21 protein-coding genes and 2 pseudogenes are annotated in these 23269 nt (G+C 72.0%); 13 read left to right on the top strand and 10 right to left on the bottom strand.

The genetic code is table 11. The features are described from left to right. Positions 1 to 171 precede the first annotated feature (171 nt). From ACFVIU_RS30585 to ACFVIU_RS30570, 4 genes are all read left to right on the top strand, one after another. Positions 172 to 708, top strand: a complete 537-nt coding sequence (locus ACFVIU_RS30585; protein WP_385846468.1) for a cysteine hydrolase family protein — start codon at positions 172 to 174, stop codon at positions 706 to 708. A gap of 153 nt (positions 709 to 861) precedes the next feature. Next, positions 862 to 1659 (top strand): restriction endonuclease, encoded by a 798-nt coding sequence (locus ACFVIU_RS30580; protein ID WP_385846467.1) that lies wholly within the window; start codon positions 862 to 864, stop codon positions 1657 to 1659. 121 nt (positions 1660 to 1780) lie between these two features. Then, on the top strand, positions 1781 to 2005 hold the full coding sequence (locus tag ACFVIU_RS30575; protein WP_385846466.1) for a helix-turn-helix domain-containing protein: 225 nt from the start codon (positions 1781 to 1783) through the stop codon (positions 2003 to 2005). Between the two features lie 128 nt (positions 2006 to 2133). Continuing rightward, positions 2134 to 2379, top strand: a complete 246-nt coding sequence (locus ACFVIU_RS30570) for a DUF5133 domain-containing protein (protein ID WP_385846465.1) — start codon at positions 2134 to 2136, stop codon at positions 2377 to 2379. A gap of 607 nt (positions 2380 to 2986) precedes the next feature. Here ACFVIU_RS30570 and ACFVIU_RS30565 read toward each other — a convergent pair. Continuing rightward, positions 2987 to 3475, bottom strand: a complete 489-nt coding sequence (locus ACFVIU_RS30565) for a hypothetical protein (RefSeq protein WP_385846464.1) — start codon at positions 3473 to 3475, stop codon at positions 2987 to 2989. A 242-nt stretch (positions 3476 to 3717) separates the two neighbouring features. Here ACFVIU_RS30565 and ACFVIU_RS30560 point away from each other — a divergent pair, with 242 nt between their 5' ends. Next, the gene (locus ACFVIU_RS30560; RefSeq protein WP_385846462.1) at positions 3718 to 4752 is read left to right on the top strand and encodes a helix-turn-helix transcriptional regulator; all 1035 of its coding nucleotides are present in this window, start codon (positions 3718 to 3720) and stop codon (positions 4750 to 4752) included. Between the two features lie 44 nt (positions 4753 to 4796). Here ACFVIU_RS30560 and ACFVIU_RS30555 read toward each other — a convergent pair whose 3' ends face one another. Together ACFVIU_RS30555 and ACFVIU_RS30550 are read right to left on the bottom strand one after the other, a co-directional pair. Beyond that, complete coding sequence (locus ACFVIU_RS30555) at positions 4797 to 5762, bottom strand: SDR family oxidoreductase (protein WP_385846461.1); 966 nt, start codon at positions 5760 to 5762, stop codon at positions 4797 to 4799. A gap of 41 nt (positions 5763 to 5803) precedes the next feature. Beyond that, positions 5804 to 6997, bottom strand: a complete 1194-nt coding sequence (locus ACFVIU_RS30550; protein ID WP_385846459.1) for a serine hydrolase domain-containing protein — start codon at positions 6995 to 6997, stop codon at positions 5804 to 5806. A gap of 213 nt (positions 6998 to 7210) precedes the next feature. Between ACFVIU_RS30550 and ACFVIU_RS30545 the strand changes: the two genes are divergently transcribed. Further along, positions 7211 to 7756 (top strand): hypothetical protein, encoded by a 546-nt coding sequence (locus tag ACFVIU_RS30545; protein ID WP_385846458.1) that lies wholly within the window; start codon positions 7211 to 7213, stop codon positions 7754 to 7756. A 293-nt stretch (positions 7757 to 8049) separates the two neighbouring features. Here the strand turns inward: ACFVIU_RS30545 and ACFVIU_RS30540 are convergent, their stop codons facing one another. Further along, positions 8050 to 8898, bottom strand: a complete 849-nt coding sequence (locus tag ACFVIU_RS30540; RefSeq protein WP_385846457.1) for a helix-turn-helix transcriptional regulator — start codon at positions 8896 to 8898, stop codon at positions 8050 to 8052. Between the two features lie 139 nt (positions 8899 to 9037). On the opposite strand from ACFVIU_RS30540, the gene ACFVIU_RS30535 reads away from it, so the two are divergent. The 3 genes and pseudogenes from ACFVIU_RS30535 to ACFVIU_RS30525 all read left to right on the top strand — a co-directional run bounded on the left by ACFVIU_RS30535 (position 9038) and on the right by ACFVIU_RS30525 (position 11712). Then, a complete protein-coding gene (locus tag ACFVIU_RS30535; RefSeq protein ID WP_385846456.1) occupies positions 9038 to 9817 on the top strand; it encodes an NAD(P)H-dependent oxidoreductase in 780 nt (259 codons plus the stop codon). Between the two features lie 46 nt (positions 9818 to 9863). Further along, a pseudogene (locus ACFVIU_RS30530) lies at positions 9864 to 9952 on the top strand (IS5/IS1182 family transposase); the annotation flags it as partial. A 509-nt stretch (positions 9953 to 10461) separates the two neighbouring features. Beyond that, positions 10462 to 11712 (top strand): alpha/beta hydrolase family protein, encoded by a 1251-nt coding sequence (locus ACFVIU_RS30525; protein ID WP_385846455.1) that lies wholly within the window; start codon positions 10462 to 10464, stop codon positions 11710 to 11712. Between the two features lie 164 nt (positions 11713 to 11876). Here the strand turns inward: ACFVIU_RS30525 and ACFVIU_RS30520 are convergent, their stop codons facing one another. After that, positions 11877 to 12638, bottom strand: a complete 762-nt coding sequence (locus ACFVIU_RS30520; RefSeq protein ID WP_385846453.1) for a DeoR/GlpR family DNA-binding transcription regulator — start codon at positions 12636 to 12638, stop codon at positions 11877 to 11879. A 90-nt stretch (positions 12639 to 12728) separates the two neighbouring features. On the opposite strand from ACFVIU_RS30520, the gene ACFVIU_RS30515 reads away from it, so the two are divergent. Continuing rightward, entirely contained in the window at positions 12729 to 13955 is a 1227-nt protein-coding gene (locus ACFVIU_RS30515) for an MFS transporter (protein ID WP_385846452.1), read from the top strand. A 167-nt stretch (positions 13956 to 14122) separates the two neighbouring features. On the opposite strand, the pseudogene ACFVIU_RS30510 reads toward ACFVIU_RS30515, so the two are convergent. Continuing rightward, a pseudogene (locus ACFVIU_RS30510) lies at positions 14123 to 14326 on the bottom strand (FAD-dependent oxidoreductase); the annotation flags it as partial. 197 nt (positions 14327 to 14523) lie between these two features. On the opposite strand from ACFVIU_RS30510, the gene ACFVIU_RS30505 reads away from it, so the two are divergent. Next, positions 14524 to 15897, top strand: a complete 1374-nt coding sequence (locus ACFVIU_RS30505; RefSeq protein ID WP_385846450.1) for a cryptochrome/photolyase family protein — start codon at positions 14524 to 14526, stop codon at positions 15895 to 15897. Between the two features lie 36 nt (positions 15898 to 15933). Here ACFVIU_RS30505 and ACFVIU_RS30500 read toward each other — a convergent pair whose 3' ends face one another. The 4 genes from ACFVIU_RS30500 to ACFVIU_RS30485 all read right to left on the bottom strand — a co-directional run bounded on the left by ACFVIU_RS30500 (position 15934) and on the right by ACFVIU_RS30485 (position 20505). Then, positions 15934 to 16839, bottom strand: coding sequence for a cobalamin-dependent protein (locus ACFVIU_RS30500; RefSeq protein WP_385846486.1), 906 nt, complete (start codon positions 16837 to 16839; stop codon positions 15934 to 15936). 187 nt (positions 16840 to 17026) lie between these two features. Continuing rightward, the gene (locus ACFVIU_RS30495) at positions 17027 to 17623 is read right to left on the bottom strand and encodes an RNA polymerase sigma factor (RefSeq protein WP_385846448.1); all 597 of its coding nucleotides are present in this window, start codon (positions 17621 to 17623) and stop codon (positions 17027 to 17029) included. A gap of 117 nt (positions 17624 to 17740) precedes the next feature. Next, positions 17741 to 19873, bottom strand: coding sequence for an MMPL family transporter (locus tag ACFVIU_RS30490; RefSeq protein ID WP_385846447.1), 2133 nt, complete (start codon positions 19871 to 19873; stop codon positions 17741 to 17743). A gap of 188 nt (positions 19874 to 20061) precedes the next feature. Beyond that, positions 20062 to 20505 (bottom strand): flavodoxin family protein, encoded by a 444-nt coding sequence (locus ACFVIU_RS30485; protein ID WP_385846446.1) that lies wholly within the window; start codon positions 20503 to 20505, stop codon positions 20062 to 20064. Positions 20506 to 20667: 162 nt separating this feature from the next. Here ACFVIU_RS30485 and ACFVIU_RS30480 point away from each other — a divergent pair, with 162 nt between their 5' ends. Beyond that, entirely contained in the window at positions 20668 to 22764 is a 2097-nt protein-coding gene (locus ACFVIU_RS30480; RefSeq protein WP_385846445.1) for a CHAT domain-containing protein, read from the top strand. A gap of 239 nt (positions 22765 to 23003) precedes the next feature. Next, positions 23004 to 23246 carry a hypothetical protein gene (locus tag ACFVIU_RS30475; RefSeq protein WP_385846443.1) on the top strand — a complete coding sequence of 81 codons (243 nt, stop codon included), beginning with the start codon at positions 23004 to 23006 and terminating at the stop codon, positions 23244 to 23246. The last annotated feature ends 23 nt before the right edge of the window (positions 23247 to 23269 follow it).

Here is a 23269-nt window from a genome sequence, read left to right as displayed (position 1 = left end):
CCGGGGCGGCGGGTCCGGTTCGCCGCAGACTTGGGGGAACACCGCACGCTGCTTGGCGTTCCTCACGAGTCGCTGTTGCACATATGTGCCGAAGAGGGTGTTTACTCCGACCTGTGATCCGGAACGGCGACAGTGATCACCTGCCTCACCCCTGGACGGAGATCTGACACCGTGAGCAAGGTCGCTCTCATCATCATCGACATGATCAACACGTACGACCACGAGGACGCGGAACTGCTGCTGCCGTCGGCCGAGTCGGTCGTACCGGTCGTAGCCGACCTTGCCGAACGCGCTCGGCGCCGTGCCGTACCGGTCGTCTACGTCAACGACAATTTCGGTGAATGGCGATCCCACCACGGTGAGCTGCTCAACCGCGCTCTCGCGGGGCCTCATGCCGATCTCGTGGAACCTCTGCGGCCCGATGAGGAGTCGCTGTTCGTTCTCAAGACCCGGCACTCCATCTTCTTCGACACCCCGCTTCAGTATCTGCTGCAACAGCAGGGCATCGAGCAGTTGGTGCTCTGCGGCCAGGTCACCGAGCAGTGCGTGCTCTATTCGGCCCTGGACGCCCACATCCGTCATTTCCAGGTGACCGTTCCCGAGGACGCTGTTGCGCACATCCACGAAGATCTCGCTCGGGCGGCACTGCGGATGATGGAGCGGAACATGGGCGCGCGCGTGTGCACGAGCCACGACCTCTGGAAGTGACAGCTCCTGCGGTGTGCGGGCCGATACGGAGCCGGTGTGCGGGCTTGCCATGGGGGTCGTACGGCCCGGCGTCGCCACTGTCGGCTGCTGAGTGCTCGTTCCGGGGCATGCGTAGATCACTGATCTTCACTCGCTGCCCAGGAGGAAGCCGGGATGGCCATACCGACACGCCCTGTTCGCCGTGCGGGTCGTGAACGGCGGTTCGATCTGCGCGTCACCGCTCTGTTCTTCATACTGCTGGCGATCATCTTCTGCGTTCTGGTGTTCTTGGTGCGCACCGCGGCAGGCATCGTCGAGCGCCGTCCCCTGTGGGCCGTTGCCCTGGCCCTGCTCGGCGTCGGGGCCGCTCTGACGTCCCGGTCCCGGTGGCGCAAGGCGTCCGTCACCCGCTACGCCGGCCGCGCCGCCCGGGCGCTGGAGGAAGCAGCCGAGATGGCGTCCGATGACCTGCGCGACACGAGGGTGGTGGAAGCCGGCCGGCCGGCGCCGCCGGCGGAGGAACCGGCAGAGGACGTCGCTGACCCGGTGCCGACGGCCACTGACGCCTGCTTGGCCGACTACACCGGACTGGAACCCGAAGCTTTCGAGCGAGCCATAGCCGACCTGTGCGCCGACAACGGCTGTCACGCGGTGGAAGTGGTCGGGGGCGCGGGCGATTTGGGGGCGGACGTCGTCGCGCTCACGCCGGACGGGCGGCGCGTGGTCATCCAGTGCAAACAGTACGGCGGCACCCACAAAGTCGGCTCGCAGGACGTGCAGCGCTTCGGGGGTACCTGTTTCGCCATTCACGAGGCCGATGTCGCAGCGCTCGTCACGACGAGCGAGTTCACGGAGCCTGCCCTGGAGTACGCCCGGCAGTGCGGAATCGTCTGCGTGGACGGCTCCGGCCTGGTGGCCTGGTGCCACGGCACCGGCCCGAGCCCATGGCAACAGACCGGCACCGATTCCTGAGCCGGCCGCACCCAGCCACGCGGCGGTGACGTCCTGCCGAACTAAGGGCGACGGCGGTCACATGGAAGGCGCCGATGCGGGCACCAGTGATCACACTCCCACTTCCGGAGAGGAGATCTTCGTGCACAAGACAACGAGCAAGGGTAAGTGGATCACCGGTGGCGCACGCGAGAAGCTGGCGGAAGTCTTCGCCGGGGAGTACAAGGAGGGCCGGTCGATCAGGGCCATAGCCGAGGCACACGGCCGGTCCTACGGGTTCGTGCATCGCGTGCTCACCGAAGCGGACGTACCGCTCAGGAGCCGCGGGGGCGACGTGCGTTCCGGCACCTCCCGGCAGCCGGGGTGACGACCGCCCGCGGCTGCGCAGGGTCGGCGCCCGACGGCGGCAGGAGAGTGCATACGGTGTCCGCGCGGGGGCAGACGGAAGTCGCCGGGCCAGGTGAAACGGCCTGTGTTTCGAGAAAGGTTGTCGCTGTGCTGCTGCCTGCCGAAAGGGAACTGCGTGCCGTACTGGCCCACTTCGCCGAGGCCCGTTTCCGCCATGACCTGCGGCCCACAGGCCGGTCGAGCCGGGACCTGGAGGACACCTCCCGCAGGCTGTGCGCCATGACCGGCACCGAGTCGGTGGACGAGGCCCTGGCTGCCGCCGACGCCCTCCTGGAACAGCTTCGAGCCGACCGCCAGGGGTCCGGCACAGCCAGCCGGGTTCTGGCCGCCTGACGCGCCGGCGCGTCCACCGGTGAGCGGGACGGCGAGCGGAGTTCCGTGCCGGCCGGCGTCTCGCGCGCCGGCGTCGTCATCGCCAGGCCGAGTGGCTCTGGAGCGCGACCAGGTGGTGAGGCTGCCGCCGATGGCTTCGGCGGGCAGAACGCCCCCTCCCCGCAACCGTGTTCTCTTCCTGGCTCCGGTGGCGGCCGGCTGCACGGCCTGCCCGCCCCGCCACGCCCCTTACGGATGCCCCCCGCGTAGGCTCGTCCGAGTCGCTTGGCGAAGTCCCGTTTCCCCCACCGATCCACACACCCCCGTTCCTAGACTCGGGGTGTCAGGGGGACGGCATCGCACAGCGGGGGGCATTGTGGGCGAGCAGTGGAAAGGCATGCCTGATCCAGGCAAGGCCGTTGATCTGGCCGCGTTCATCGGTTTGCTGGGTGGACTGCGTGCACGGGCGGGGACGCCGTCCTGTCGCTCGCTGGCCAAGCGGGTCGGGCCACTGACGGCCCGCTCGGGTCGTCTCGCCGTACACGGTCGTGGATGCGTCTCCGTCTCCGGGCGGAGCGCCGCCCACCCGCCTAAGACCTGCGAGTGGGCGCACACGCCGCCCGAAGTGTCAGAATTCCTGGATTCGGCCGCTCTGAGCGCCCCCGTAGTAGGCGTAGACGCCGTTGATGGTGGCCCAGTACCCGGCCTGGACGACGTAGGTGCCCTGCGACGGATCCCCCCACCAGTTCGGTGCGTAGACGTCTTGGGTGGCGCTGCTCGACCATCCGACACACTCCAGGTTGTATGCCTGGGACGTAGTGCCATTGGCGTTGACGCGTTCTACCTGCGCACAGACGTCGATGGGCATGTGGTTCGGGTTCTGGACGTAGATCTCGCCGCCGATCTGGTCGGATCCCTCGAATACCAGGCCGATGGAACACGGCTTGAGCAGAATTCCGCCGGGTTCGGAGGCGTATCCGCTGAGCCGGCAGCTTCCGGAGCTGACGTTCGCCTGCGCGGCCTGGCCGGTAACGACTCCGGCCGCCAGCAGTGCTCCGGTAAATGCGGCTGCGGTCGCAACCCGTGCCCTGTACCTGGCAGTAGCCCGCCGTTTCATGGGTGGCCCCCCATCCCCCGCCGCCTGGATCGGACCAGGCCCGGGAACGCGATTTCGGCGGTTGAGCGTACCGCCGGTGGTGAGGCGGAGGACAGGGTTCACGAACATCCCCGGCCCCAGGAACTGTGCCGCGCCGCTGGGAACACAGCCGTACGGAGCGGCCAGGGCAGTTGAGGCAGCAGGTGGGGTGTGCCAGGCGTGAGCAGGAGCGTCGCGGGTGCCGGGTCCGCGATCCTTGAGGCATGCGTGCCGCCCGCCTGATCCGCATGGCTCTCCTGCTCCAGTCGAGCCCCGGTCTGACCGCCGAAGCCCTTGCCCGTGAGCTGGACGTCTCCAGACGCACCGTGATACGCGACGCCCAGGCCTTGCAGGAGGCGGGCGTTCCCGTCCGGTCCGAACGCGGCCGCGCCGGCGGATACCACCTCGCGCCGGGCCACCGGACCCGGCTCACCACACTCCGACCCACCGAGGCGGAGACCCTCTACCTCTCCGGTCTGCCGACGGCCCTGCGCGATCTCGGGCTGTCGGACGCGGCGGGCACGGCCCGGCTGAAGTTGTCGGCCACCCTGCTCCCGTCACTGCGTGCGGCCGCCGAGTCGTCGGTGCGCCGCTTCCACCTGGACGCCCCGGCCTGGTTCCGCGAGCCGTCGGCACCAGAGCTGCTGCCCGAGCTGGCCCGCGCTGTGTGGTCCGACCGCACCGTGGAACTGACCTACGCCCGGCCGGGACGCGACGGCACCCCACCCCGCACGGTGGCCCGCCTCCTGGAGCCGTACGGGCTCGTCCTGAAAGCAGGGGTCTGGTACGTCGTGGGCCGCGTCCCCGGTGAGCCGACGGGCCGGGACGGCACCTGGCGCACCTACCGCGTGGACCGCGTCACGGCGCTCACCCCTGCTCCCGGCGCCGACGAACCCTTCGTACGCGACCCGTCCTTCGACCTGGCCGCCCACTGGCAGGCGCACGCAGCCGCATTCGCCCGGGCCCTGCTGCGTACGACCATCACCGTGCGTGTGACCGAGCAAGGCCTGCGGCGCCTGCCCACCGTGGTGGACCCGGCCGGCGTGGACGAGGCGCTGGCGTCCGCGACCACGCCGGACGCCGCCGGGCGCGTCACGCTCGGCCTGCCGGTCGAGTCGGAGGACGTCGCCTTCGCCCAGTTGGCCGGGCTGGGCGCGGACGTGGAGGTGCTGGCTCCCGAGGGCCTGCGCGCTCGCTTTCGCGAGCATGCGCGGGCCCTCGCCGCCTTGTACGGTGCGGAGCCGGAGGATCGAGGGTAGTCGTCCGCCCTGCCGTATCAGCAGTGGTCGTCCGCCGTGCCGTATCAGCGGTAGTCGTCCGCCGTGGCGTCCTTCCCGCCGTACCTGACCTCCTCGAAGTACGCCCAGGCGTCGGGCTGGCTGCCGTCCACATCGCGCACGCCGTAGGTCCTGGCGAGTTCCGCGCTGGAGGTGGACTTGCCGTTCCAGCGGGCCGCCCGGTCCGGGTCGGCGGCGAGCGCGGCGACCGCGCGGGCGAGGTAGTGCGGCGACTCGGCGATGGCGAAGTCCGGTTCCTGGGCGACGGCGTCCCGCCAGTTGTCCTCCGTGACGCCGAAGTGGGTGAGCATCTGCTCCGAGCGCAGGAAGCCCGGCGTGACGGCGACCGCCGTGCCCCCGTACTCCGCCAGTTCCTCTCCCAGCCCGAAGGCGATCCGGATCGGTGCGTTCTTCGCCAGGTCGTAGTAGAGGTTCTCGCGGTACCGGCGGTTGGAGACCGCCGTACCGTCGGTGACCTCGACGTGCAGCGGCGCGTCCGAGCGGACCAGCAGCGGCAGGGCGAGTGCCGCGGTGATCACGTGGGAGCGTACGCCCAGCTCCAGGATGCGCAGGCCGTCGGCGAGCGGCGTCTGCCAGCTCTTCTTGCCGAAGACGGAGCCGACGAGCAGGTGCTCGCCGCCCCACAGGTCGTTGACCAGGATGTCGAGCCGCCCCTGGTCGCGGTCGATCCTGTCGACGAGAGCCCGTACCTGGTCCTCGTCCAGATGATCGGTGGGTACGGCGATACCGGTGCCGCCGGCCTGCGTGACCAGCTCCGCGGTCTCCTCGATGGTCTCCGTGGTCCGGCCGACCTCGCTGACGTGGGCGCGGGTGGTGCGGCCGGTGACGTAGACGGTGGCACCGGCACGGCCGAGTTCGACGGCGAGAGCACGTCCGGCGCCGCGTGTGGCCCCGGCGACGAGCGCGATCCGGCCGGCGAGCGGGCCCTGCTGGCTGATGCCCTCGCTGTTGGTGTCCTTGTTCTTCTCCATGCCACCACGGTGCACGCCCAAGGTGACAGATCTTGTCACCCTTACCGAGTGCCGGGCGCCCGGGCACACAGTGCGTGGTCGATCAGGGCGCTGGCCGCGTTCTCCTGCGCCACTATGTGCTGCGCGGTGTCGCCGCGGGCCTCGGACATGGAGACCACCGCGCTTCGCCTGCCGTCGTCGGTGACGCCGTTGAGGGTGATGTAGCCGCCGTCCCCGCCCTCATGGCCCCAGTAGGTCCCTCCGCAGCTGAGGGGGCGTTCGACCAGGCCGAGCCCGTATCGGCCGCCGGGCCACAGCCGTTGGACCTCCGCGCTCACGGGGACGGTCTGCTTCATCTTCGCCAGCTGCCGTGCCGGAAGGAGGCGGCCGCCGAGCAGCGCGCGGAAGAAACGGTTCTCGTCCCGCGTGGTCGTGACCCACGAAAGGTTCTCGTGATCCACCGGTATCTGGTCGGTGACATCCACCCGGGAGCCGGGGCCGAAGAACTGGTAGGCCTGGGCATGGGGCCGGGGCAGGCTGGGCGAGGTCCCCATCCACCGGGTCTGGTCCAGGCCCAGCGGGCGCAGGATGCGGATGTCGATCTCCTGGTGGACGGGGTGGCCGGTGACCTTCTGGATGATCATGCCGAGCAGGACGTAGTTGGTGTTGGAGTATGTCCAGCCCTCGCCGGGCGGGAAATCCGGCTTGTGGGCCATGGCGAGGTCGATCAGCTGCTCGGGCTCGTGGACGCGGTGGCGCTGCTGGTAGTACTCCTTGGGCGTGGTGTATCCGGGCAGGGCGTCGTGGATACCGCTGGTGTGCTGGAGCAGTCGGCGGATGGTGACCCGGCTGCCGTCGTTGCCGTGACCGCGCACCACCCCGGGCAGCCAGTGGTCGACCGTGTCGTCCAGGGACAGCCTGCCCTCGGCCTCCAGTTGCAGGACCACAGTGGCAATCAGCGTCTTGGAGGTGCTGGCCATGCGGAAGTAGCCGTCGGACGTGACCGGGCGGCCGGTGTTCACGTCGGCGGTGCCGCTGGTGGCGACGGACTGCCGGCCGTCGGGCGCAACGACGCGGGCCTGCACACCGCTGACACCGAGGTGGTGGATCGTTGCGGCGTCCTTGCGGAGCTGCTCCGCAGCGGAGCGAGGGGCAGGTTGGGCAGCGGGGGTACCCGAGCAGGAGGTGAGCAGCGTAGCGACACCGAAGGCGGTGACGGTGGCGATGGCGAGGCGCTTTCGCAGAATCGAACCCATGGCCGAACGCTAGTTTCGCCCCCGCGGAGGGCACGATCCGGCGCACCCCAAGATCACAACGGGGGGTATCCCCCGGAGCGGGTTGTTACCGGTCTGACGCTGACCTGCCACCACGCGGCGCGCCGGTGAGCAGCTCGGAATCGATCAGCACAGTCGCAGGCCTCCGGCGTGTGTGGGCGGGCGCCGGGGCCCTCGGGGCGCGAAGCTAAGAGGGTGACGATCAAAAGCGAGCATCCGGCGAGTGCTGAGCAGATCTACGCAGCATTGGTCGCTCTCGGGGCCGTACCGGCGACGGATCCCAAGGCACGGCCCGAGGGAGCACAGCAATCGGACCGTCTGCGGCTGCTGGGCAATCTGCTGGCCAAGACAGAGGCGGAGATCACCACCGCCACCCGCCTGACCGAGGAAGGAGAGATCGAGGACGTCCTCGACACCATGCTCGGCTGGACGGACCAGCTCGGCTCCGACCCCAGCCTTGCGGTCAACGTCCTGAGCAACAGACTGCAACGCACCGCCATGCAAGTCTCGGAATCCGACGCAGAGGACACCCCTCCGGGCCAGGAGGCGTCCTTCGCCGCCGCCATGACGGCGCTGTACACCCTCAGCGCCCAAGTCCACGCCGACCAAGGTGACGTGGAGGGAACCCGCCGGGCTCTGAGCGGAGCGGAAGAAGCCCTCATCGACATCATCCAAGGCATGCACGACCTGCGCGTCGCCATCGGCGACGCGCCCGGGCCCGAGCACGAGACCGACGTCTGACCTGCGTGACTCCTCTCCCGCACGAGCAGACCTGTCTGCGCTGAGGTTGTCGCCGTGGGCCACGTCCTTCGGCAGCCGAGCGCACACGGTCGCTCCGGCGACGAGGCCGGCCGGGCCGTCCAGGACCGGGGAGGACGGCGCGGGCGCGAGCGGCCGCGTGCGGCCGGCTGCTGCCGTACGGCGACACGGTCGATGTCGATGCCGTACCACCGCGCGGTCCCGTTCCGTCCCCGGAGCGCCCCAGACCGCCGACAGCGTGTCACGCTTCGGCGGCACCGCCCCACCGCTCAGGGCTACTCGCGCACCTCGGCGTTCACTGCGCGGGGCACGTCACCGCTGTCCGCGTCGAGGCTCGCGAGCAGGCGCAGTCCGTCCTCGGCGGGGCTGCCGGGAGCGGCGGACAGGACCAGTAGCTCCATGCCCGATTCGTCGGGCAGCGCGAAGTTCTCCTGGTGCAGTTCGAGGAGTCCGACCAGGGGGTGCCGGTAGGCCTTGCGTCCATGGGTGCGGGCGCGTACGTCGGCGCGGGCCCACAGCCGGCGGAAGCGCTCGCTGCCCATCGCCAGCTCGCCGACGAGCGAGGTCAGGCGGGGGTCGTCGGGGTACGTGCCGGCGGCCAGGCGCAGGTGCCCGACCACGTCGAGGGTGCATGTCTCCCAGTCGGCGTACAGACCGCGCTCGGCCTCCTCGAGGAAGATGTGCCGGGCGATGTTCAGGCCCGGTATCGGCTTGCCGAACAGGAGCCCGGCGAGGCGGTTGCCCGCGAGCACGTCCAGGCGGTGGTCCATGATCAGCGCGGGTGCGTCGGTGACCAGACCGAGGACGCGCAGCAGCTCCGGCCGGACCCGGCCGCTCGGCGCCTTCGTGCGGCGGCGGCGCTGCCGGGCGAGCCGCTCGAGGTGCCCGCGTTCGGTCTCGTCCAGACCGAGGACGCGGGCGAGCGCGTCGAGGACCTGTTCGGACGGCTGGGTCGCGCGGCCCTGTTCCAGGCGTATGTAGTAGTCGACGCTGACCCCGGACAGGTGCGCGACCTCTTCACGGCGCAGCCCCTGGACCCGGCGGCGGCTGCCGGCGGGGATGCCGGCGGCGGCCGGGTCGACTCGGGCACGCCGTGTCCGGAGGAAGCCCGCAAGATCGTCCATGCCTCCAGTATGGCCTCGGCACTGCCCGTGAAGGTGGCCCTGCCAGTACCAGGAAGCCCAGTCCGATGGACGAAGCGTCCCTGAACGCCGGGCGCCACCGCGTCCAGGATCGAAGGCATCCGATCCGAAGGAGCCCGTCATGAAGACGCTGATCGTCCACGCCCACCCGGAGCCGAAGTCGCTCAACAGCTCGCTGAAGAACCTCGCGGTGTCCACGCTGGAGAGCGCCGGGCACGAGGTGCGGGTGAGCGATCTCTACGCGATGAACTGGAAGGCGGTCGTGGACGCCACGGACTACGGCCCCAACGCCTCGACGCCGCTGAGGGTCGCCGCGGATTCCGGCCGGGCCTTCCAGGCCGGGACACTCACCCCGGACGTCGTCGCCGAGCAGGAGAAGCTGCTGTGGGCCGACATGATCATCTTCCAGTTCCCGCTGTGGTGGTACAGCATGCCCGCGATCCTCAAAGGCTGGGTGGACCGGGTCTTCACCTACCGCTTCGCGTACGGCGTCGGCGAGCACAGCGACACCAAGTACGGCGAGCGCTTCGGCGAAGGCACCCTCGCCGGCAGGAAGGCCCTGCTGTCGGTGACCGTCGGCGGCCCCGAATCGCACTACGCCGCCCGCGGGATCAACGGCCCCATCGACGATCTGCTCTTCCCGATCCAGCACGGCATCCTCTACTACCCGGGCATCGAGGTGCTGCCACCGTTCGTACTGTTCGGCACCGACCGGCTGGGCGAGGAGGACTACCCGGACATCGCCAAGGCCTGGGAAGAGCGCCTGCTCACCCTGGAGTCGACCGAGCCGATCGCGTTCCGGCGGCAGAACTTCGGTGACTACGAGATCCCCTCCCTGCACCTGAAGGAGGGGCTGGAGCCCGCGGGCCGTACAGGTTTCGGGCTGCATGTGCGCGGCTGAGCCGCGCAAAGCGGATGTGCCCGTCGGGTGAGTGATCACTGACGCGATGTGGGACCGGATCGAGCCGCCGATGCCGGCCGATCCGGTCCGCGGTCGTGGTGGGCCGATCACCATCGGACTCAGGAGGCCATCGCACGCGTGCTTTTGCCCGCTGTCGCGGCTGCAAGGAGCCTGACGGCATCGGGCCATCTCTTACGGGCACCCTGCCGCGCGATGCCCCGGACGGCTCCCAGCTGCCGGTCGAATCCTGGAGGTCTGGTCGGGTTTGCAGCGTGGTCGGCCCAGGCCGGTGCGGGGAACTCGGATGCGTTCGAGTAGCGGGCGTGCGCAGATGCTGTCGTGGCGTTGGCCGTGCGTCAGCAGGATCGCGAGCGGGCGTCCTTTGCCGTCGCAGGCACGGTGGATTTCGCTGGTCAGTCCGCCACGGGATCGACCGAGGGCGTGCTCGACCGGTTCGTCCTGGGGGTGGTCACCCCCCTCCTGGCGTCAGCTCGGCACGGTGGTCTCGTTCTGCCCCGGAGGTACCGGGGGTTGTCCCCACCCCAACACTCCCGGCAGCTCCCTCGTTCGCGGCTCGCCCCGCTGGAAGCGTAGGGGGCACCGGAAGACCCCCGGCAGCGCAACCGAACGAAGGGCAGACTTCGATGACCGACCCCATACCGAAGCAGCAGTCGCGCCGCCGCACCGCCCTGCGGCTGTCCGCAGGCGCCGCCGTCCTCTGCCTGACCGCCGGGGCCGGCAGCGCCACCGCGACGGCGGCCGACCTGGGCGCCGGCCGGGCGCACCGCGGCACCGTGGTCTCGGTCACCCCGCTCGCCTTGCTGGACAGCCGGCAGGCCACCAACAGTGTCCGGGACGCCGGCTTCGTCACCCCGGCCGAACGGGGCGGGGTCGAGCTGGAGCGCGTGGTCTACCGGACCGTCACCCCGAAGGGGCGGCCCACCACCGCGAGCGGGCTGGTGGCACTCCCGCGTGATCCGGGGCCGCGCGCACTGACCACCGTCGAGTACGCGCACGGCACCATGGCCTACCGAGGTGAGGCTCCGTCAGTGGCGGACGGGCCCAACCGCGCGGCGGCTGTGATGTTCGCCGGGGACGGCTTCGCCGCGGTGGCACCGGACTACCTCGGGCTGGGAGTCGGGCCCGGCACCCACCCGTACCTGGACGCGCCCTCGGAGACCACGGCCTCGACCGACCTGCTGGTCGCCGCCCGGGAGGTCGAGGCCCGGCACGGCATGCGCGCCGACGGCAGGGTGCTGGTGACCGGCTTCTCCGAGGGTGGGGCGGCCGCAATGAGCATCGGGCGGGCGTTGCAGCACGGGCAGGTCCCCGGGTACCGGCTGACCGCACTGGCCCCGGTGAGCGGACCGTACGACCTGACGGGCAGCGAGCTACCGGCCGCCCTCGACGGCCGACTTCTCGGCACACATGCCACGTTCTACGCCTCGGACATGGTGGTCGCGTGGAACCGGCTGCATCGGCTCTACGGCTCGCCCTCCGACGCCTTCCAGGCGCCCTACGACCGCACCGTCACGGACCTGTTCGACGGCGAGCACACCGACCCGCAGGTGGCCGCCGCCCTCCCGGACAGCCTGCGGCAGCTGTTCACCCCCGCCTTCCTGCGGCAACTCCAACATCCGACCGGCAAGTTGGCGCAGATGTTCCGGGTGGCGGACAGCGCCTGCCAGTGGGCCCCGCACGTACCGGTCCGGCTCTACGACGCGGACGGCGACCGGGATGTGGCACCCGCCAACACCCTCAGCTGCAAAGCCCAGTTGGCGGCTGCCGGGGTCGACGCGCCGGTGATGGACGCGGGCGCCGCCGACCACAACGGCTCGGCGCTGGTCTCCTACCCCCTCATCCGCACCTGGTTCGACACCCTCGCCGGACACTGAGGCCCAGCTGTCGCCAGGCGTACTGACACTCGCCCGGCGCTACTACCTCCATCTCAGCCCGGAAAGTGCCGTGACGGCGGATCCTCGTCCTACCTGCCTGCCGGAGAGGTGTCGGCAGCAGATGAGTGCCCGCCCGGAAAGCTGCCCCCTGCCCAGGGCCGTCGTCAGACGGTGGTGACCGTGGCGCCTGCCGCTTCGAGTGCGGTGATCTGATCGGCGGGGGCGCCGGTGTCGGTGACGAGGGTGTGCAGGAGTCGTACGGGGCCGACGTGGGCGAAGGCGGTGCGGCCGAGTTTGCCGCTGTCGGCGGCCACGATCGTACGGCGGGCGGCGGCCATGGCGGCCTTCTTGACGGTGGCGTCGTCGAGGTCGTAGGCGGTCAGACCGTCGGCGGCGCCGAGGCCGCAGCAGCCGAGGACGGCGGTGTCGAAGCGCAGGGCGGAGATCGAGGCGAGGGCCAGGGGGCCGGTGAGGGCGCCTTCGGCGGCGCGGGGGCGGCCACCGGGGACAAGGAGGGTGGCCGGTCCGGGGGTGTCCCCGAAGACGTGCACGGCGGGCAGGGACAGCGGCATCACGGTCACGGGGCGTTCGCGCAGCAGACGGGCCACCTCCAGGCAGGTCGTTCCGCTGTCGAGGAGCACGGTCTCGCCGTCGGTGATCAGCGCGGAGACGGCGGCGGCGATCCGGCGCTTGGCGTCGACGGCCTCGCGGGCGCGCAGCGCGAACGGCGGTTCCTCGCCGCGCAGGAGCAGGGTGCGGGCACCGCCGCGGAAGCGTTCCAGGATGCCCTGGGCTGCCAGGGTGTCGAGGTCCCGCCGGATGGTCATCTCGGAGGCGGCGGTGAGTTCGGCGAGTTCGAGGACGGTCGCGCTGCCGGCGTCCCGGACGGTCTCGGCGATCAGGGTGTGACGCTCCGCGGTGTTCATACCGAGATTGAACCCCATCCAGCCAACACACAACAATGATGTTCGTTAGATGAGTTTCGAACATGGAATATGTTCGTTATGGTCGAGGGCATGAAACCCTCCCTCCGGGCCGCCCGCGTGGCGACCTACGTCTACTTCGTTCTCTGCGGCACCCTCATGGGCGCATGGGTCGTCCACATCCCCGCCATCGAAACGCGCGTAGGCATCAGTCACGCCACCCTCGGCGGCCTGCTCGTGCTGCTCGGCCTCGGTGCCTTCGCAGGCATGCAGGCTGCCGGCCGCGTCACCGACCGCCGCGGCGCCCGCGTCGTCGTCCCCGCGTCCGGGGCCCTGTGCGCCGGGTCGCTGGTGCTGCCCGGTCTCGCGCCGAACCCGTGGACGCTGGCCGTCGCGCTGGTGGTCTTCGGGTTCACCAACGGCTGCCTGGACGTGAGCATGAACGCCCACGCCGTCCACGTGGAGAAGGCCTACGGGCGGCCGGTCATGTCCGGCTTCCACGCCACCTTCTCCGTCGGCGGAGTGATCGCCGCCCTGGCCGCCGCCGCGGCCACCGCTGCCGGCCTCGGCCCGACCGCCACCCTCGCCCTCCTCGGCGCCGCGGGCCTCGCCACCGCCCTGCTCACCGCCGGCAGCCTGCTGCCCGCCACCACACCGCCCGCCGAAGCCGACCACGCCGGAAGCGGCACCGCCAAAGCCCCTGCGGCCAGCGGCACCGGCAACGTCCGCCGCCGGATCCGGATCTTCGCCGTCCTCGCGCTGATGGTCATGCTGTGCGAAGGCGCGGCCAACGACTGGAGCGCTCTGCACCTCAAGGACGTCCTCGGCACGCCCGCGAGCACGGCGGCATGCGCGTACGGCACCTACGCCGCCGCGATGACCACCGGCCGCCTGCTCGCCGACCGGATCGTGACCCGCTACGGCTCGATGGCGGTCCTGCGCTACGGTGCGCTCACCGCGGCCGTCGGCATCACCGTCGCCGCCCTGACCCCCTGGGTATGGGCGGCCTTCGCAGGATGGGCGCTGTTCGGCCTCGGCCTGTCCGGCTGCGTTCCCCAGCTGCTCAGCGCCGCCGGCCACGCCGACCCCGCCGCCGCAGGAGCCAACGTCTCCCGCGTCGCCGCACTCGGCTACCTCGGCATGCTCGCCGGCCCCGCCGTCATCGGCTGGCTCACCCACGTCACCGCCCTCAACCACGCCTTCCTGCTGCTCACCTTGATGTGCGCCGCCACTGCCGCGACCGCCGGGGTCCTGCGCACCACCACCCCCGGCACGCCCGCGGCCGGCCCGACACCCGCCCCGGCGAACAGTGCCCGCTGACCAGGAGGTTGCTGCCGAGCGCAACGCCGGGTGCCGGGACGCTGCGCTGCGCGAGCCGGACCGCCCCCACGAGGAGTGGTACGGGCTATGGGTCACCGCAAGGAGGCCCCCGCTCTGACACCGCCGTCGGCCGCGCGGACTGCGGACTACTGGACGGTTGAATCCCTGGCCGGGTCCACGCACGGGAAGCCGCGGTCCACCGTGAACCCGTCCACCCGGTCGGTGCGCATCCGTCCGCCGACCGCGTCGTCCGCCTCCAGCACCGTGACGTCGAGCCCGGCGACGGCCAGGTCGTGGGCACACGCGAGCCCGGCGACCCCGGCACCCACCACGACGACGTCCGCGGCCACCGATCCACCCGGCACGGCCACCACCTCTCCTCGTTCCTCAAGCGGCGTTTCCCCCGCGGAACCGGCACTCCGGCGTCTTCCCGGACACTTCCCCGCCGGCCGCCCCCGCGGATGCGCACGCACCCGAACGGGGCCGCCGGCGGCCCGCCGCATCCGCCACCGGCCGACGATGCGAAACCATCCGAGAGTCACCTCACCGGAAGCGGAAGTGAGCCCCCATGCAGACGTCGGTCGTCGTGTTCACCTGTGATCTGCGTCTGTCCGACCACCCGCCGCTGCACGCCGCAGTGCAGGGAGGAGGCCGGGTGGTACCGCTGTTCGTGCGGGACCCGGCCGTCGACGCAGCGGAGTTCGCCGCGCCGAACCGGCTCGCGTTCCTCGCCGACTGCCTGCGGGACCTCGATGCCCGGCTGCGGGAGCGGGGCGGCCGGCTGGTGCTGCGCGAGGGCGACACCGTCACGCAGGTGTGCCGGGTGGCCGCCGAGGCGGACGCCGACGAGGTGCACATGGCCGCCGACGTGAGCGCCTTCGCGCAGGCCCGCGAACGGCGGCTGCGCCGGGCGCTGGAGGCCGACGGGCGGCGCCTGTACGTACACGACACGGTGAGCACCGCCGTGGCCCCGGGGGCAGTGACGCCGGCCTCCTCCGACCACTTCGCGGTGTTCACGCCGTACTACCGGCGCTGGACCGAACACGGCCTGCGGGATGTGCTGGAAGCGCCGCGCAGGGTCAGCGTGCCGGAGGAGGTGGGTTCGGCCGCGCTGCCGGAGCGGGGCGAGGTGAGCGGCGTGTCCCCCGGACTGTGCGCGGGCGGCGAGACGGTGGGGCGGCGCAGGCTCACCGCGTGGCTGCGCTCCGGCGTGGCCGGCTACGAGGCACGGCACGACGACCTGGCGGGCGACGCCACCTCCCGGCTCTCCCCCCATCTGCACTTCGGCACCGTGTCCCCGGTCGAGGTGGTGCACCGGGCGCGCAGGGCCAGCGGGGCGGGGGCGGATGCCTTCGTACGGCAGATCGCCTGGCGCGACTTCAACCGCCAGGTGCTCGCCGCACGCCCCGACGCCGCGGCGCACGACTACCGCACGCGCCGCGACCGGTGGCGCGCCGGCATGACGGCGGAGGCGGATGCCGAGGCATGGCGGGAGGGCCGTACCGGCTACCCGATGGTGGACGCGGCGATGCGGCAGCTGCGCCAGGAGGGCTGGATGCACAACCGGGGCCGGCTGCTGACGGCGAGTTTCCTCACCAAGACGCTGTACGTCGACTGGCGGGTCGGGGCCCGGCACTTCCTCGGCCTGCTCGTCGACGGCGACGTGGCGAACAACCAGCTGAACTGGCAGTGGATGGCGGGCACCGGCACCGACACCCGGCCCAACCGGGTGCTCAACCCCGTCGCCCAGGGCAAGCGGTACGACCCGGACGGAGCGTATGTACGGCGCTGGGTGGAGGAACTCGCGGACGTGCCGGGGGCCACCGTGCACGAACCGTGGAAACTCCCCCCGCGGGAGCGCTCCAGGACCGGTTACCCCGAGCCGGTGGTGTCCCTGGCCGAGGGTCTGGAACGCTTCAAGCGGGCCCGAGAGCGAACCTGAACCTCCCGTGTCGGTCCGCTCGCGGTGGCCGTCCGCTCACCCCCTGGTGGACAGAGCCCGCAGCGCCTCCACCGCCTGCGCCAGCCCGGCCGGCCTGAGAACGCCGGCGGGCCGGGAGGGGCTCCACCCGGGTCCGCCCAGCAGCACCGCCGGACCACGCCGGGTCCCCTTCATGCCCCAGCGGAGCGCGGCGACATGGCGGGCCAGGGCCGGGTCTGCACTCGCGCTCCCCTGGGCCCACAGCACGACCGCGGCCGGGCCGAGCCGGCGTACCGCCGCGTCCAGCGCCTCGGCGGGCACCGCGGCGCCCAGCATCCGCACCGGCAGGCCCTCCCGGCCGAGCGCCGCGTGCAGCGCTTCCAGGGGCAGGGTGTGCTGTTCGCCGGGGACGCAGGCCAGCAGGACGCAGCCGGCCGCGGCGGAGGCCGCGGGGACGGCGGGCGGCGCGCTGCGGCGCAGCACGGTGGAGACATGCCAGGACAGCAGGTGCTCCACCTCCACGTACCGGTCACCGGAGGAGGCCCAGCGGCGTCCTACGGCGTGCAGGGTGGGCACCATCACCTCCTGCCAGGCGACGACGAGGCCGTGGCGCTCGACGGCGGCGGCGAGCTGCTCGTCGAGCGCGGGGGCGTCCAGCCGTACGGCGGCGCGCGCCAGGCCGCGGCACTCCTGACGGACGTCACCGAGCGGCAGCGCGCCGGCGGCCCGTGATCGCCCCGCGGGTGGTGGGGGTGCGGGAGCGGCGGCCTCGGCCGGGACGGACGGGGCGGCGGTGGCCGTACGGGCGGCACGGGCCGCGTCGGCGGGCGGGATGCCGGTCGCCGTCAGCCGGCACATCTCCTCCACCGTCAGCACGTCCGCCGCCGTCCAGCGGCGGTGGCCGCCCTCGGTGCGTACGGTCGGTCCGATGCCGTAGCGTCGGTCCCAGGAGCGCAGGGTCATGGGCGACACGCCGAGGCGGCGGGCCAGTCCTCCGGTGCTCAGACCGGCATCGCCCGGCACGGCGGGCTGCTGGGCGGAAGGCTGCTCGGCGGAGTTCACGGCGGTCAAGTGTTCCCCTCTTCACGGTCCCCGGCGAGTTCACGGTCTGCGGCGAGCCGAAGGGGAGCCGCACCCGCGAGCCGTCCGGTCAGCCTGCCCGCTCCCCCGGCTCGACCGTCAGACTCCGGCCGAGGCGCAGGAGACCGCGCCGGGCGTGGCTCTTGACCGTACCCAGCGGCCATCCGGTGACGTCGGCGATCTGGGTCTGCGTCAGGTCGCCGTAGAACGCCAGGCAGAGCACCCGCCGCTGGGCCTCGGGCAGGCGCCGCAGCTCGCGGGTGACGTCCACACGGTTCAGGGCCGCGTCCTGCGCGTACGAGGGGTCCGGGACACAGGCCGATGCACGCGCCGCCGCCGTGGCGACGTCGGCACGCCGGGTGCGGGCGGACAACGCGTCGGCGATCTTGCGCCGTGCGATGCCCACGAGCCAGGCGGGCAGCGGCCCACGGCCCGGAAGGTAGCCGTGGCGGCCCCGCCAGGCGGCGAGGAACACCGTCTGGGTGACGTCCTCGGCTTCCGCACCGTCCCCCAGCGACTGCCGCGCCAGCGACAGGACGAGGGGACCCCAGCGGCGGTAGACCGCCTCCATGACGTCCTCGTCCCCCGCCGCGAAACGCGAGGCCAGCTCGTTCTCCGGGTCCGCCGTGGGCGCGGGTGCGGCTTCGGTGACAGCCAGTGCGGTCATGTGGCCTGCTCCTTGTCCGGTGGCTCCCTGCCTCACGGCCACGCTCCGCCCGGGCCCGCCAGGGCGGCAACTCGCATCGACTCTGCATCGGGTCCTTCGGGGGGCACAAGGCGGCCGTCAGGCACTCTCCCCTTCCCGGAAGAGGGTGCGGGGTCGCCGTTCCCCTGCCGGGAAGCGGCCGCCCGGATGCCCCGCGGCGGGCCGGGTGGGCCACCACACCGGGTCCCCGAGGTCCCGTACGAGGGCAGGCACCAGCAGAGAGCGCACCACCAGGGTGTCCAGCAGCACGCCGAAGGCGACGATGAAGGCGATCTGCACCAGGAAGGCGAGCGGGATGACGCCGAGCGCGGCAAAGGTCGCGGCGAGCACCACGCCGGCGGAGGTGATGACCCCGCCGGTGGTGACGAGCCCGCGCCGTACGCCGTCGCGGGTGCCGTGGAGCAGGGTCTCCTCGCGGACCCGGGACATCAGGAAGATGTTGTAGTCGACGCCGAGGGCGACCAGGAAGACGAACCCGTACAGCGGCACCGACGGATCGGTTCCGCTGAAGCCGAACAGGCGTCGGAAGACCAGGGCCGCCACTCCGAGGGTCGCGGTGAAGTTGAGGGCGACGGTCAGCACCAGCAGGAGGGGCACAGCGAACGAGCGCAGCAGCAGAACGAGGACGCCCAGGACGACGGCGAGCACCACCGGGACGACGACGGCGCGGTCGCGTTCGGCCGCGCGCAGGGTGTCGTACTGCTGGGCGGTGTAGCCGCCGACGAGGGCGTCCGCGCCGGGCAGGGCGTGCAGCTCGGTGCGCAGCCGGCCCACGGTGTCCCGGGCGGCCTCGGTGTCGGGAGCCGCCTGTGCGGTCGCTTCCAGCCTGACCCGGCCGTCCACGACCCACGGCTCCCCCGTCCGGTGGTCCGCGGCGCCGGTCGCGGTCACCGCCGCGACGCCGGGGGTGTCGTGCACGGTGCGCTCCACCCGGGAGGCGGAGGCGGCGTCGGCGAGGATCACCACGGGCGTGCCCGCGCCGGCCGGGAAGTGCCGGGCCAGGGTCTGCTGGGCGGCCACGGACGGCACGTCCCGCACGAACATCTCGTCCAGCGGCACGCCGCGCGAGTCCAGGGTGAAAGCGCCCGCCGAGCAGACGAGGAGGCCGGTGAGGGTGAACGCCCACACCCGGCGTGGCGCCCGGTCGACCAGGCGGGCGACGCGCTGCCACAGTCCGGCGGCACCCGCCACGCTCTCGGGTGTGGCGGGCCAGTAGGCGCGGCGGCCGAGGAGGGCGAGGACGGCGGGCAGGAAGGTGAGCGCGCTCAGCAGGGCGCAGGCGATGCCGACGGCGCCGACCGGGCCCAGGGCGCGGTTGTTGGTGAGGTCGCTCAGCAGCAGGGCGATCAGTCCGAGGGCGACGGTGGCGGCGCTGGCCAGGACCGCCGGGGTCGAGCGGCGCAGGGCGGCGCGGGCGGCGTCGGCGCGGTCCCGGCCTGCGGCCAGTTCCTCCCGGCAGCGGGCGGTGACCAGCAGCGCGTAGTCCGTCGCGGCGCCGATGACGAGGATCGACAGGATGCCCTGCACCTGGCCGTCGACGCGCACCAGGCCGTGGTCGGCGAGTGCATACACGACGGCGCAGGCCAGCCCCAGGGCGAACACCGCACCGGCGATGACGACGAGCGGCAGCAGCAGGGAGCGGTAGACCAGCAGCAGGATGACCAGGACGGCGGCCAGGGCGACCCCGAGGAGCACCCCGTCGATGCCGGAGAAGGCGTCCGCCAGGTCGGCCCGGGTCGCGGCAGGTCCGGCCAGCTGGACCCGGGTGCCGGGCACCTTCTCGGCCACCGCCCGCACCCGTTCCAGGGTGGGCGCGAGCCGGTCGCCCTGGTCGGGGCGCAGCGGTACGACGGCCTGGAGTGCGGCGCCGTCCTGTGCGGGCAGCGCCGGGGAAGGGGGCCCGGCCACTCCGGGCGTACGGGCGAGCCCGGCGACCGCCGCGGTGGCCGCCCGCTGCCGCCCGGTGACGGCCTCTCCGCCGTCGGCGGTCCACACCACGATGACCGGCAGGGTCTCGCGCTGCTGGAAGGTGGTCTGCTCGCGCAGGACGCGGGTGGACTCGGCGCCGCGCGGCAGGAACGCGGCCTGGTCGTCGGTGGCGACCTCGCCCAGCCGTCCGGCGAAGGGCCCCAGAAGCGCCCCGACCACCAGCCATACGGCGATCAGAGCGAGCGGGACGAGGCTGCGCGTTCGGCGGCGCGGGGGCGTCATGTGACTCCTCGGGGCGTTGAGCAGCGGGGAAAGGCTCGGCCGTGAACGATGTCGGTGGTCGAGCCGTCCCGCGTCGCGGGGCTGTCCCTCCGCTGCTTGCTTCCCTCCGCGCCGAACAGTCGGATGCGGGTCGCCGCCCATGGTGCGGGCGGCGCATCATCGACCCGCGCGGGCGGGCCGGACACGTCCTAGACGGTGCGCCTCAGATTCTCGGCGAATGCGCGTGCCGCCGCGAGATCCGTGTGGTCAGGTCGCCCCTTGCGGATGCCACCGACCAGTTTGAACGGTGCCCAGGTGTCGAAGCCGCGGCAGGAGAAGGTGTCTTCCACCGCCAGGCCCTTGTCTTCCAGCAGTCGCACCATCGGGCCGAAGCGAGGCGAGGGCAGACCGCTTGTCGCGAACACGAACGCCCGTCCCCGCCCCTGGGGAAGCGCGGCGGCGAACTCGCGCAGACACGGGTGGAACTTCTGGAGGAAGATTCCCGAGCCGAAGCCGACGAGGTCGTATCCCTCCAGGCTGTGGGCCTCTTCCGGCTCCACCACGGGCGCTCCCAGCACCTCGCCCATGACCTCGGCGACCCTGCGCGTGTTTCCGTGCGACACCGACGTGCAGATGATCAGGGTTTTGCCCATCGTTTTCTCCCTCTGCCGTTGTTGCGCCTGCCTCATCCGAGCACACGGGGACCGTCGGGTTGCAAGCGGGGGCGCAGGTGCGTGAGAAGATGCACGGGAATGTGCCCGGGCCAGGGAGAGGCCGACGGGCAGGCCTGGACAGCAGGGGCGGCGGGAGGGCTCATGCGGCTTCACGAGCTGTTTCCCTCCGTGGCCGCGCATGTGCCGGCCGGGGCGGAAGTGTCCGGGCACCTCGGCGATCCGCCCACCGTCCTGGCCGTTGCGCAGATACTGCGCGAGCAGCAGGACCGGCTGTCGGATTCCCCTCGCCTGCTGGATCAGTTCACTCTCGGCGTGTTGAGCGATGTCCAGCGGTTGCGGGCTGCCGACCCTGCCGTGCCCGAGGCGGCCTGTGTCGCGCTGGCCATGCTGACGTGCTGGGTTCCGGCGCGGCACGCGTTCGAGCACGCGCAGCCGCTGGAGATGTGGCGGTGGCTGCACAGCGCGTTCGGTGCTCCCGTCACCCGGGAAGCCGGCACCGCCGACATCGACCTGGCGCCGTTGGACCGTGCCCTTCGAAGCGACACATGGACTGTGCTGGTGCAGCCTGCCTTGATCATGCTGGCCCCGGTCCTGTTCCACCTGAACACCACCGCTCAGACGGCCGAGGAACTGGCCCGGCAGCTGTGCCAACCCGTCCTCGGCCTGTGCCGGGCCCTGCTCGCGAGGGGCGACGTGTTCGTGGTGGAGGCGGCTGTGCATCTGGTGAAGTACCTGGTCCGGCAAGAGCAGCGCGACGACGCCCGTGAACTGGGGCACGCGTTGGAGGAGCTGCTGTATGCGCGTCCCGGCCATCCCATGGCGGGTGCCATCGCCGTACTGCTGTCCGGTGAGCAGCCGCCGATCACCCACCGGCGGCCGGACCGGATCGCCCAGTGGGCTCTCGGCCGCCTCACCCTGAACCCGTACACCGTGCTGGCATTGAGCACGAACACGGCGGTGCGGATGAGCGCTGGCGAACTGGCCGCGTTCTTTCCCACGGTCCTGTCCCGGCTGGAGACGGTGGTCGGCCTCGTCGAGCAGGAGGAGGATGCGGCGCAGCGATCGCGGGACCGGGGCACGGTGTGGTCCATGTCCGGGCCGCTGGTGCACTCGCTGCTCCAGGCAGGCGACGTCGAGCGTCTGATGCAGTGGGTGTCGGTCTGGTACGGCGTCGGGCCGGGAGAGCGGCGCACGGGACGGTGCATCGTGCTCGCTGCCGGAGGCAGTCGTGCCTGGTACCGGCCGCAGACGGCTCCCAGCTCCGGGGACAACGCCGCGCTGGTGCGACTGACCGCGGCGATGAACGCAGCCCTCGGCCAGAGCCTGGTCACGACAGGCCTGGCTGACACGGCGCTGACGACTCCCGCGACCGGCCGCAAGTCCTTCGCCTGTGCCGGCGAGTTGGAGGACGCGCTGCTCGCCTACCTCGACGTGGCCGACCTGGCGGACTACGCGGGCAGCGAGAAGGCCGAAGCGTTCGTGTCGACGCTGCCCGCGCTGACACCGGTCCAGGCGCTGCTGGCACGCCGGAGCGGGCCGGTGCTTCCGCTGGCGGTCAGTCTGCGCCAACCGCTGGCGGACCGCTCCGTCGCGGCGGTGCAACTGTGGTGCGGGGACGCTCCCTTCGCCCGCGCGGAGGCCGAGGTACTGAAGACGGTCTTCTCCTACGCGGGGATCCGCTGCGACGTCGTGGACGGCGACGAGGTGACCTGCGCCAACTTCCTGGCCTCGTACGAGCGCGACGACTACGACGTGCTGTGGGTGGCTGCGCACGGACGGCACCCGCTGCTGGATCCCGACCACTCCGCGATCCTGCTGACCGCCACCGAGCAGGTGCCGCTGGCGGACTTGGCAGCCGCTCCCCTGCCGCCCACGGCGGGGCGACGCTTGCTCGTTCTCAACACCTGCGACAGCGCCGCAGCCAATGCCCAGGGACCTTACGACGACCATGGGCCGGCCCGTTCCGTCGCCGGCCCCCGGCAGGCCGTCATCGGGCACCTGTGGCCGGTCCCCGGAGGAGCTGCCGTCGTCTTCGGCGCCCTCCTGGCCTGCGAACTGGCCGACGGATCGGAGTTCGCGCGGGCCTTTGCGGAGGCCCTGCGGCGGCTCCAGGACCCGTGGCCCGACCTCGCGCGCCGACTCGGCGACCGCGGCATCGGCGCCCAGATCGCCGAGGCCCTGGACGACTTCCGCGATCCCACCCTGCTCGACTGGGGCAGTCCCGCCTTCCTCGAGTAGTCGGTTCGGGAGCGTGCCGGCCCGTGGAAGCCACGGCTCGCCGCTTCGTCCGGGTCGGTCTCCGCCCGCCTCCGCCACTGCGGCTCCCAGGATTCCGTCACCACGGCGAACTGCCCCGGTTTCATGAGCACCGTTTCCGCCTCCCGCCACAACGACCCCGGCATCCGCGACGGCCGTACCCGAACGGACGATGAGTGAGTTCGCCGGCTGAGCCCACCCGCCCTCTAGGATCCGTGTCTGTGGCAGAGGTCCCCGATGAGCTGATCAGGCTGGAACGACTCGCAGAGGAAGAGCGCGCGAAACTCGCGGGCCTGACCGGCGACGATTACGACGCCCAGTTGCGCCGCTGGCGCGAGGCGTCCGACACGGTGCAGGAAGCCATCACCTCCTACGCCGAGGCCACCGAAGCCGGCCGTGGCCAGCTGGAGCAGGCCGTGCGGAAGGCCGTACAGCGCACCCAGGAGGACCCGGCCGTCGAGTAGCCTGCGCCCGCCTCCGCCCGCCT

It is taken from the genome of Streptomyces sp. NPDC127190, assembly GCF_042672505.1.
Taxonomy (GTDB): Bacteria; Actinomycetota; Actinomycetes; order Streptomycetales; family Streptomycetaceae; genus Streptomyces.
The sequence above is the reverse complement of the archived record's forward strand: the minus strand, read 5'-3'. Positions and strand labels throughout refer to the sequence as shown.

Excerpts from the sequence above, each read along its gene's own strand:
- ACFVIU_RS30480 (WP_385846445.1), top strand. The coding sequence starts at position 20,668 with ATGCGGCTTCACGAGCTGTTTCCCTCCGTGGCCGCGCATGTGCCGGCC.
- ACFVIU_RS30485 (WP_385846446.1), bottom strand. The coding sequence starts at position 20,505 with ATGGGCAAAACCCTGATCATCTGCACGTCGGTGTCGCACGGAAACACG.
- ACFVIU_RS30565 (WP_385846464.1), bottom strand. The coding sequence starts at position 3,475 with ATGAAACGGCGGGCTACTGCCAGGTACAGGGCACGGGTTGCGACCGCA.
- ACFVIU_RS30580 (WP_385846467.1), top strand. The coding sequence starts at position 862 with ATGGCCATACCGACACGCCCTGTTCGCCGTGCGGGTCGTGAACGGCGG.
- ACFVIU_RS30495 (WP_385846448.1), bottom strand. The coding sequence starts at position 17,623 with ATGACCGCACTGGCTGTCACCGAAGCCGCACCCGCGCCCACGGCGGAC.
- ACFVIU_RS30540 (WP_385846457.1), bottom strand. The coding sequence starts at position 8,898 with ATGGACGATCTTGCGGGCTTCCTCCGGACACGGCGTGCCCGAGTCGAC.
- ACFVIU_RS30490 (WP_385846447.1), bottom strand. The coding sequence starts at position 19,873 with ATGACGCCCCCGCGCCGCCGAACGCGCAGCCTCGTCCCGCTCGCTCTG.
- ACFVIU_RS30520 (WP_385846453.1), bottom strand. The coding sequence starts at position 12,638 with ATGAACACCGCGGAGCGTCACACCCTGATCGCCGAGACCGTCCGGGAC.
- ACFVIU_RS30535 (WP_385846456.1), top strand. The coding sequence starts at position 9,038 with ATGAAGACGCTGATCGTCCACGCCCACCCGGAGCCGAAGTCGCTCAAC.
- ACFVIU_RS30560 (WP_385846462.1), top strand. The coding sequence starts at position 3,718 with ATGCGTGCCGCCCGCCTGATCCGCATGGCTCTCCTGCTCCAGTCGAGC.
- ACFVIU_RS30550 (WP_385846459.1), bottom strand. The coding sequence starts at position 6,997 with ATGGGTTCGATTCTGCGAAAGCGCCTCGCCATCGCCACCGTCACCGCC.
- ACFVIU_RS30555 (WP_385846461.1), bottom strand. The coding sequence starts at position 5,762 with ATGGAGAAGAACAAGGACACCAACAGCGAGGGCATCAGCCAGCAGGGC.
- ACFVIU_RS30505 (WP_385846450.1), top strand. The coding sequence starts at position 14,524 with ATGCAGACGTCGGTCGTCGTGTTCACCTGTGATCTGCGTCTGTCCGAC.
- ACFVIU_RS30515 (WP_385846452.1), top strand. The coding sequence starts at position 12,729 with ATGAAACCCTCCCTCCGGGCCGCCCGCGTGGCGACCTACGTCTACTTC.
- ACFVIU_RS30500 (WP_385846486.1), bottom strand. The coding sequence starts at position 16,839 with ATGACCCTGCGCTCCTGGGACCGACGCTACGGCATCGGACCGACCGTA.
- ACFVIU_RS30525 (WP_385846455.1), top strand. The coding sequence starts at position 10,462 with ATGACCGACCCCATACCGAAGCAGCAGTCGCGCCGCCGCACCGCCCTG.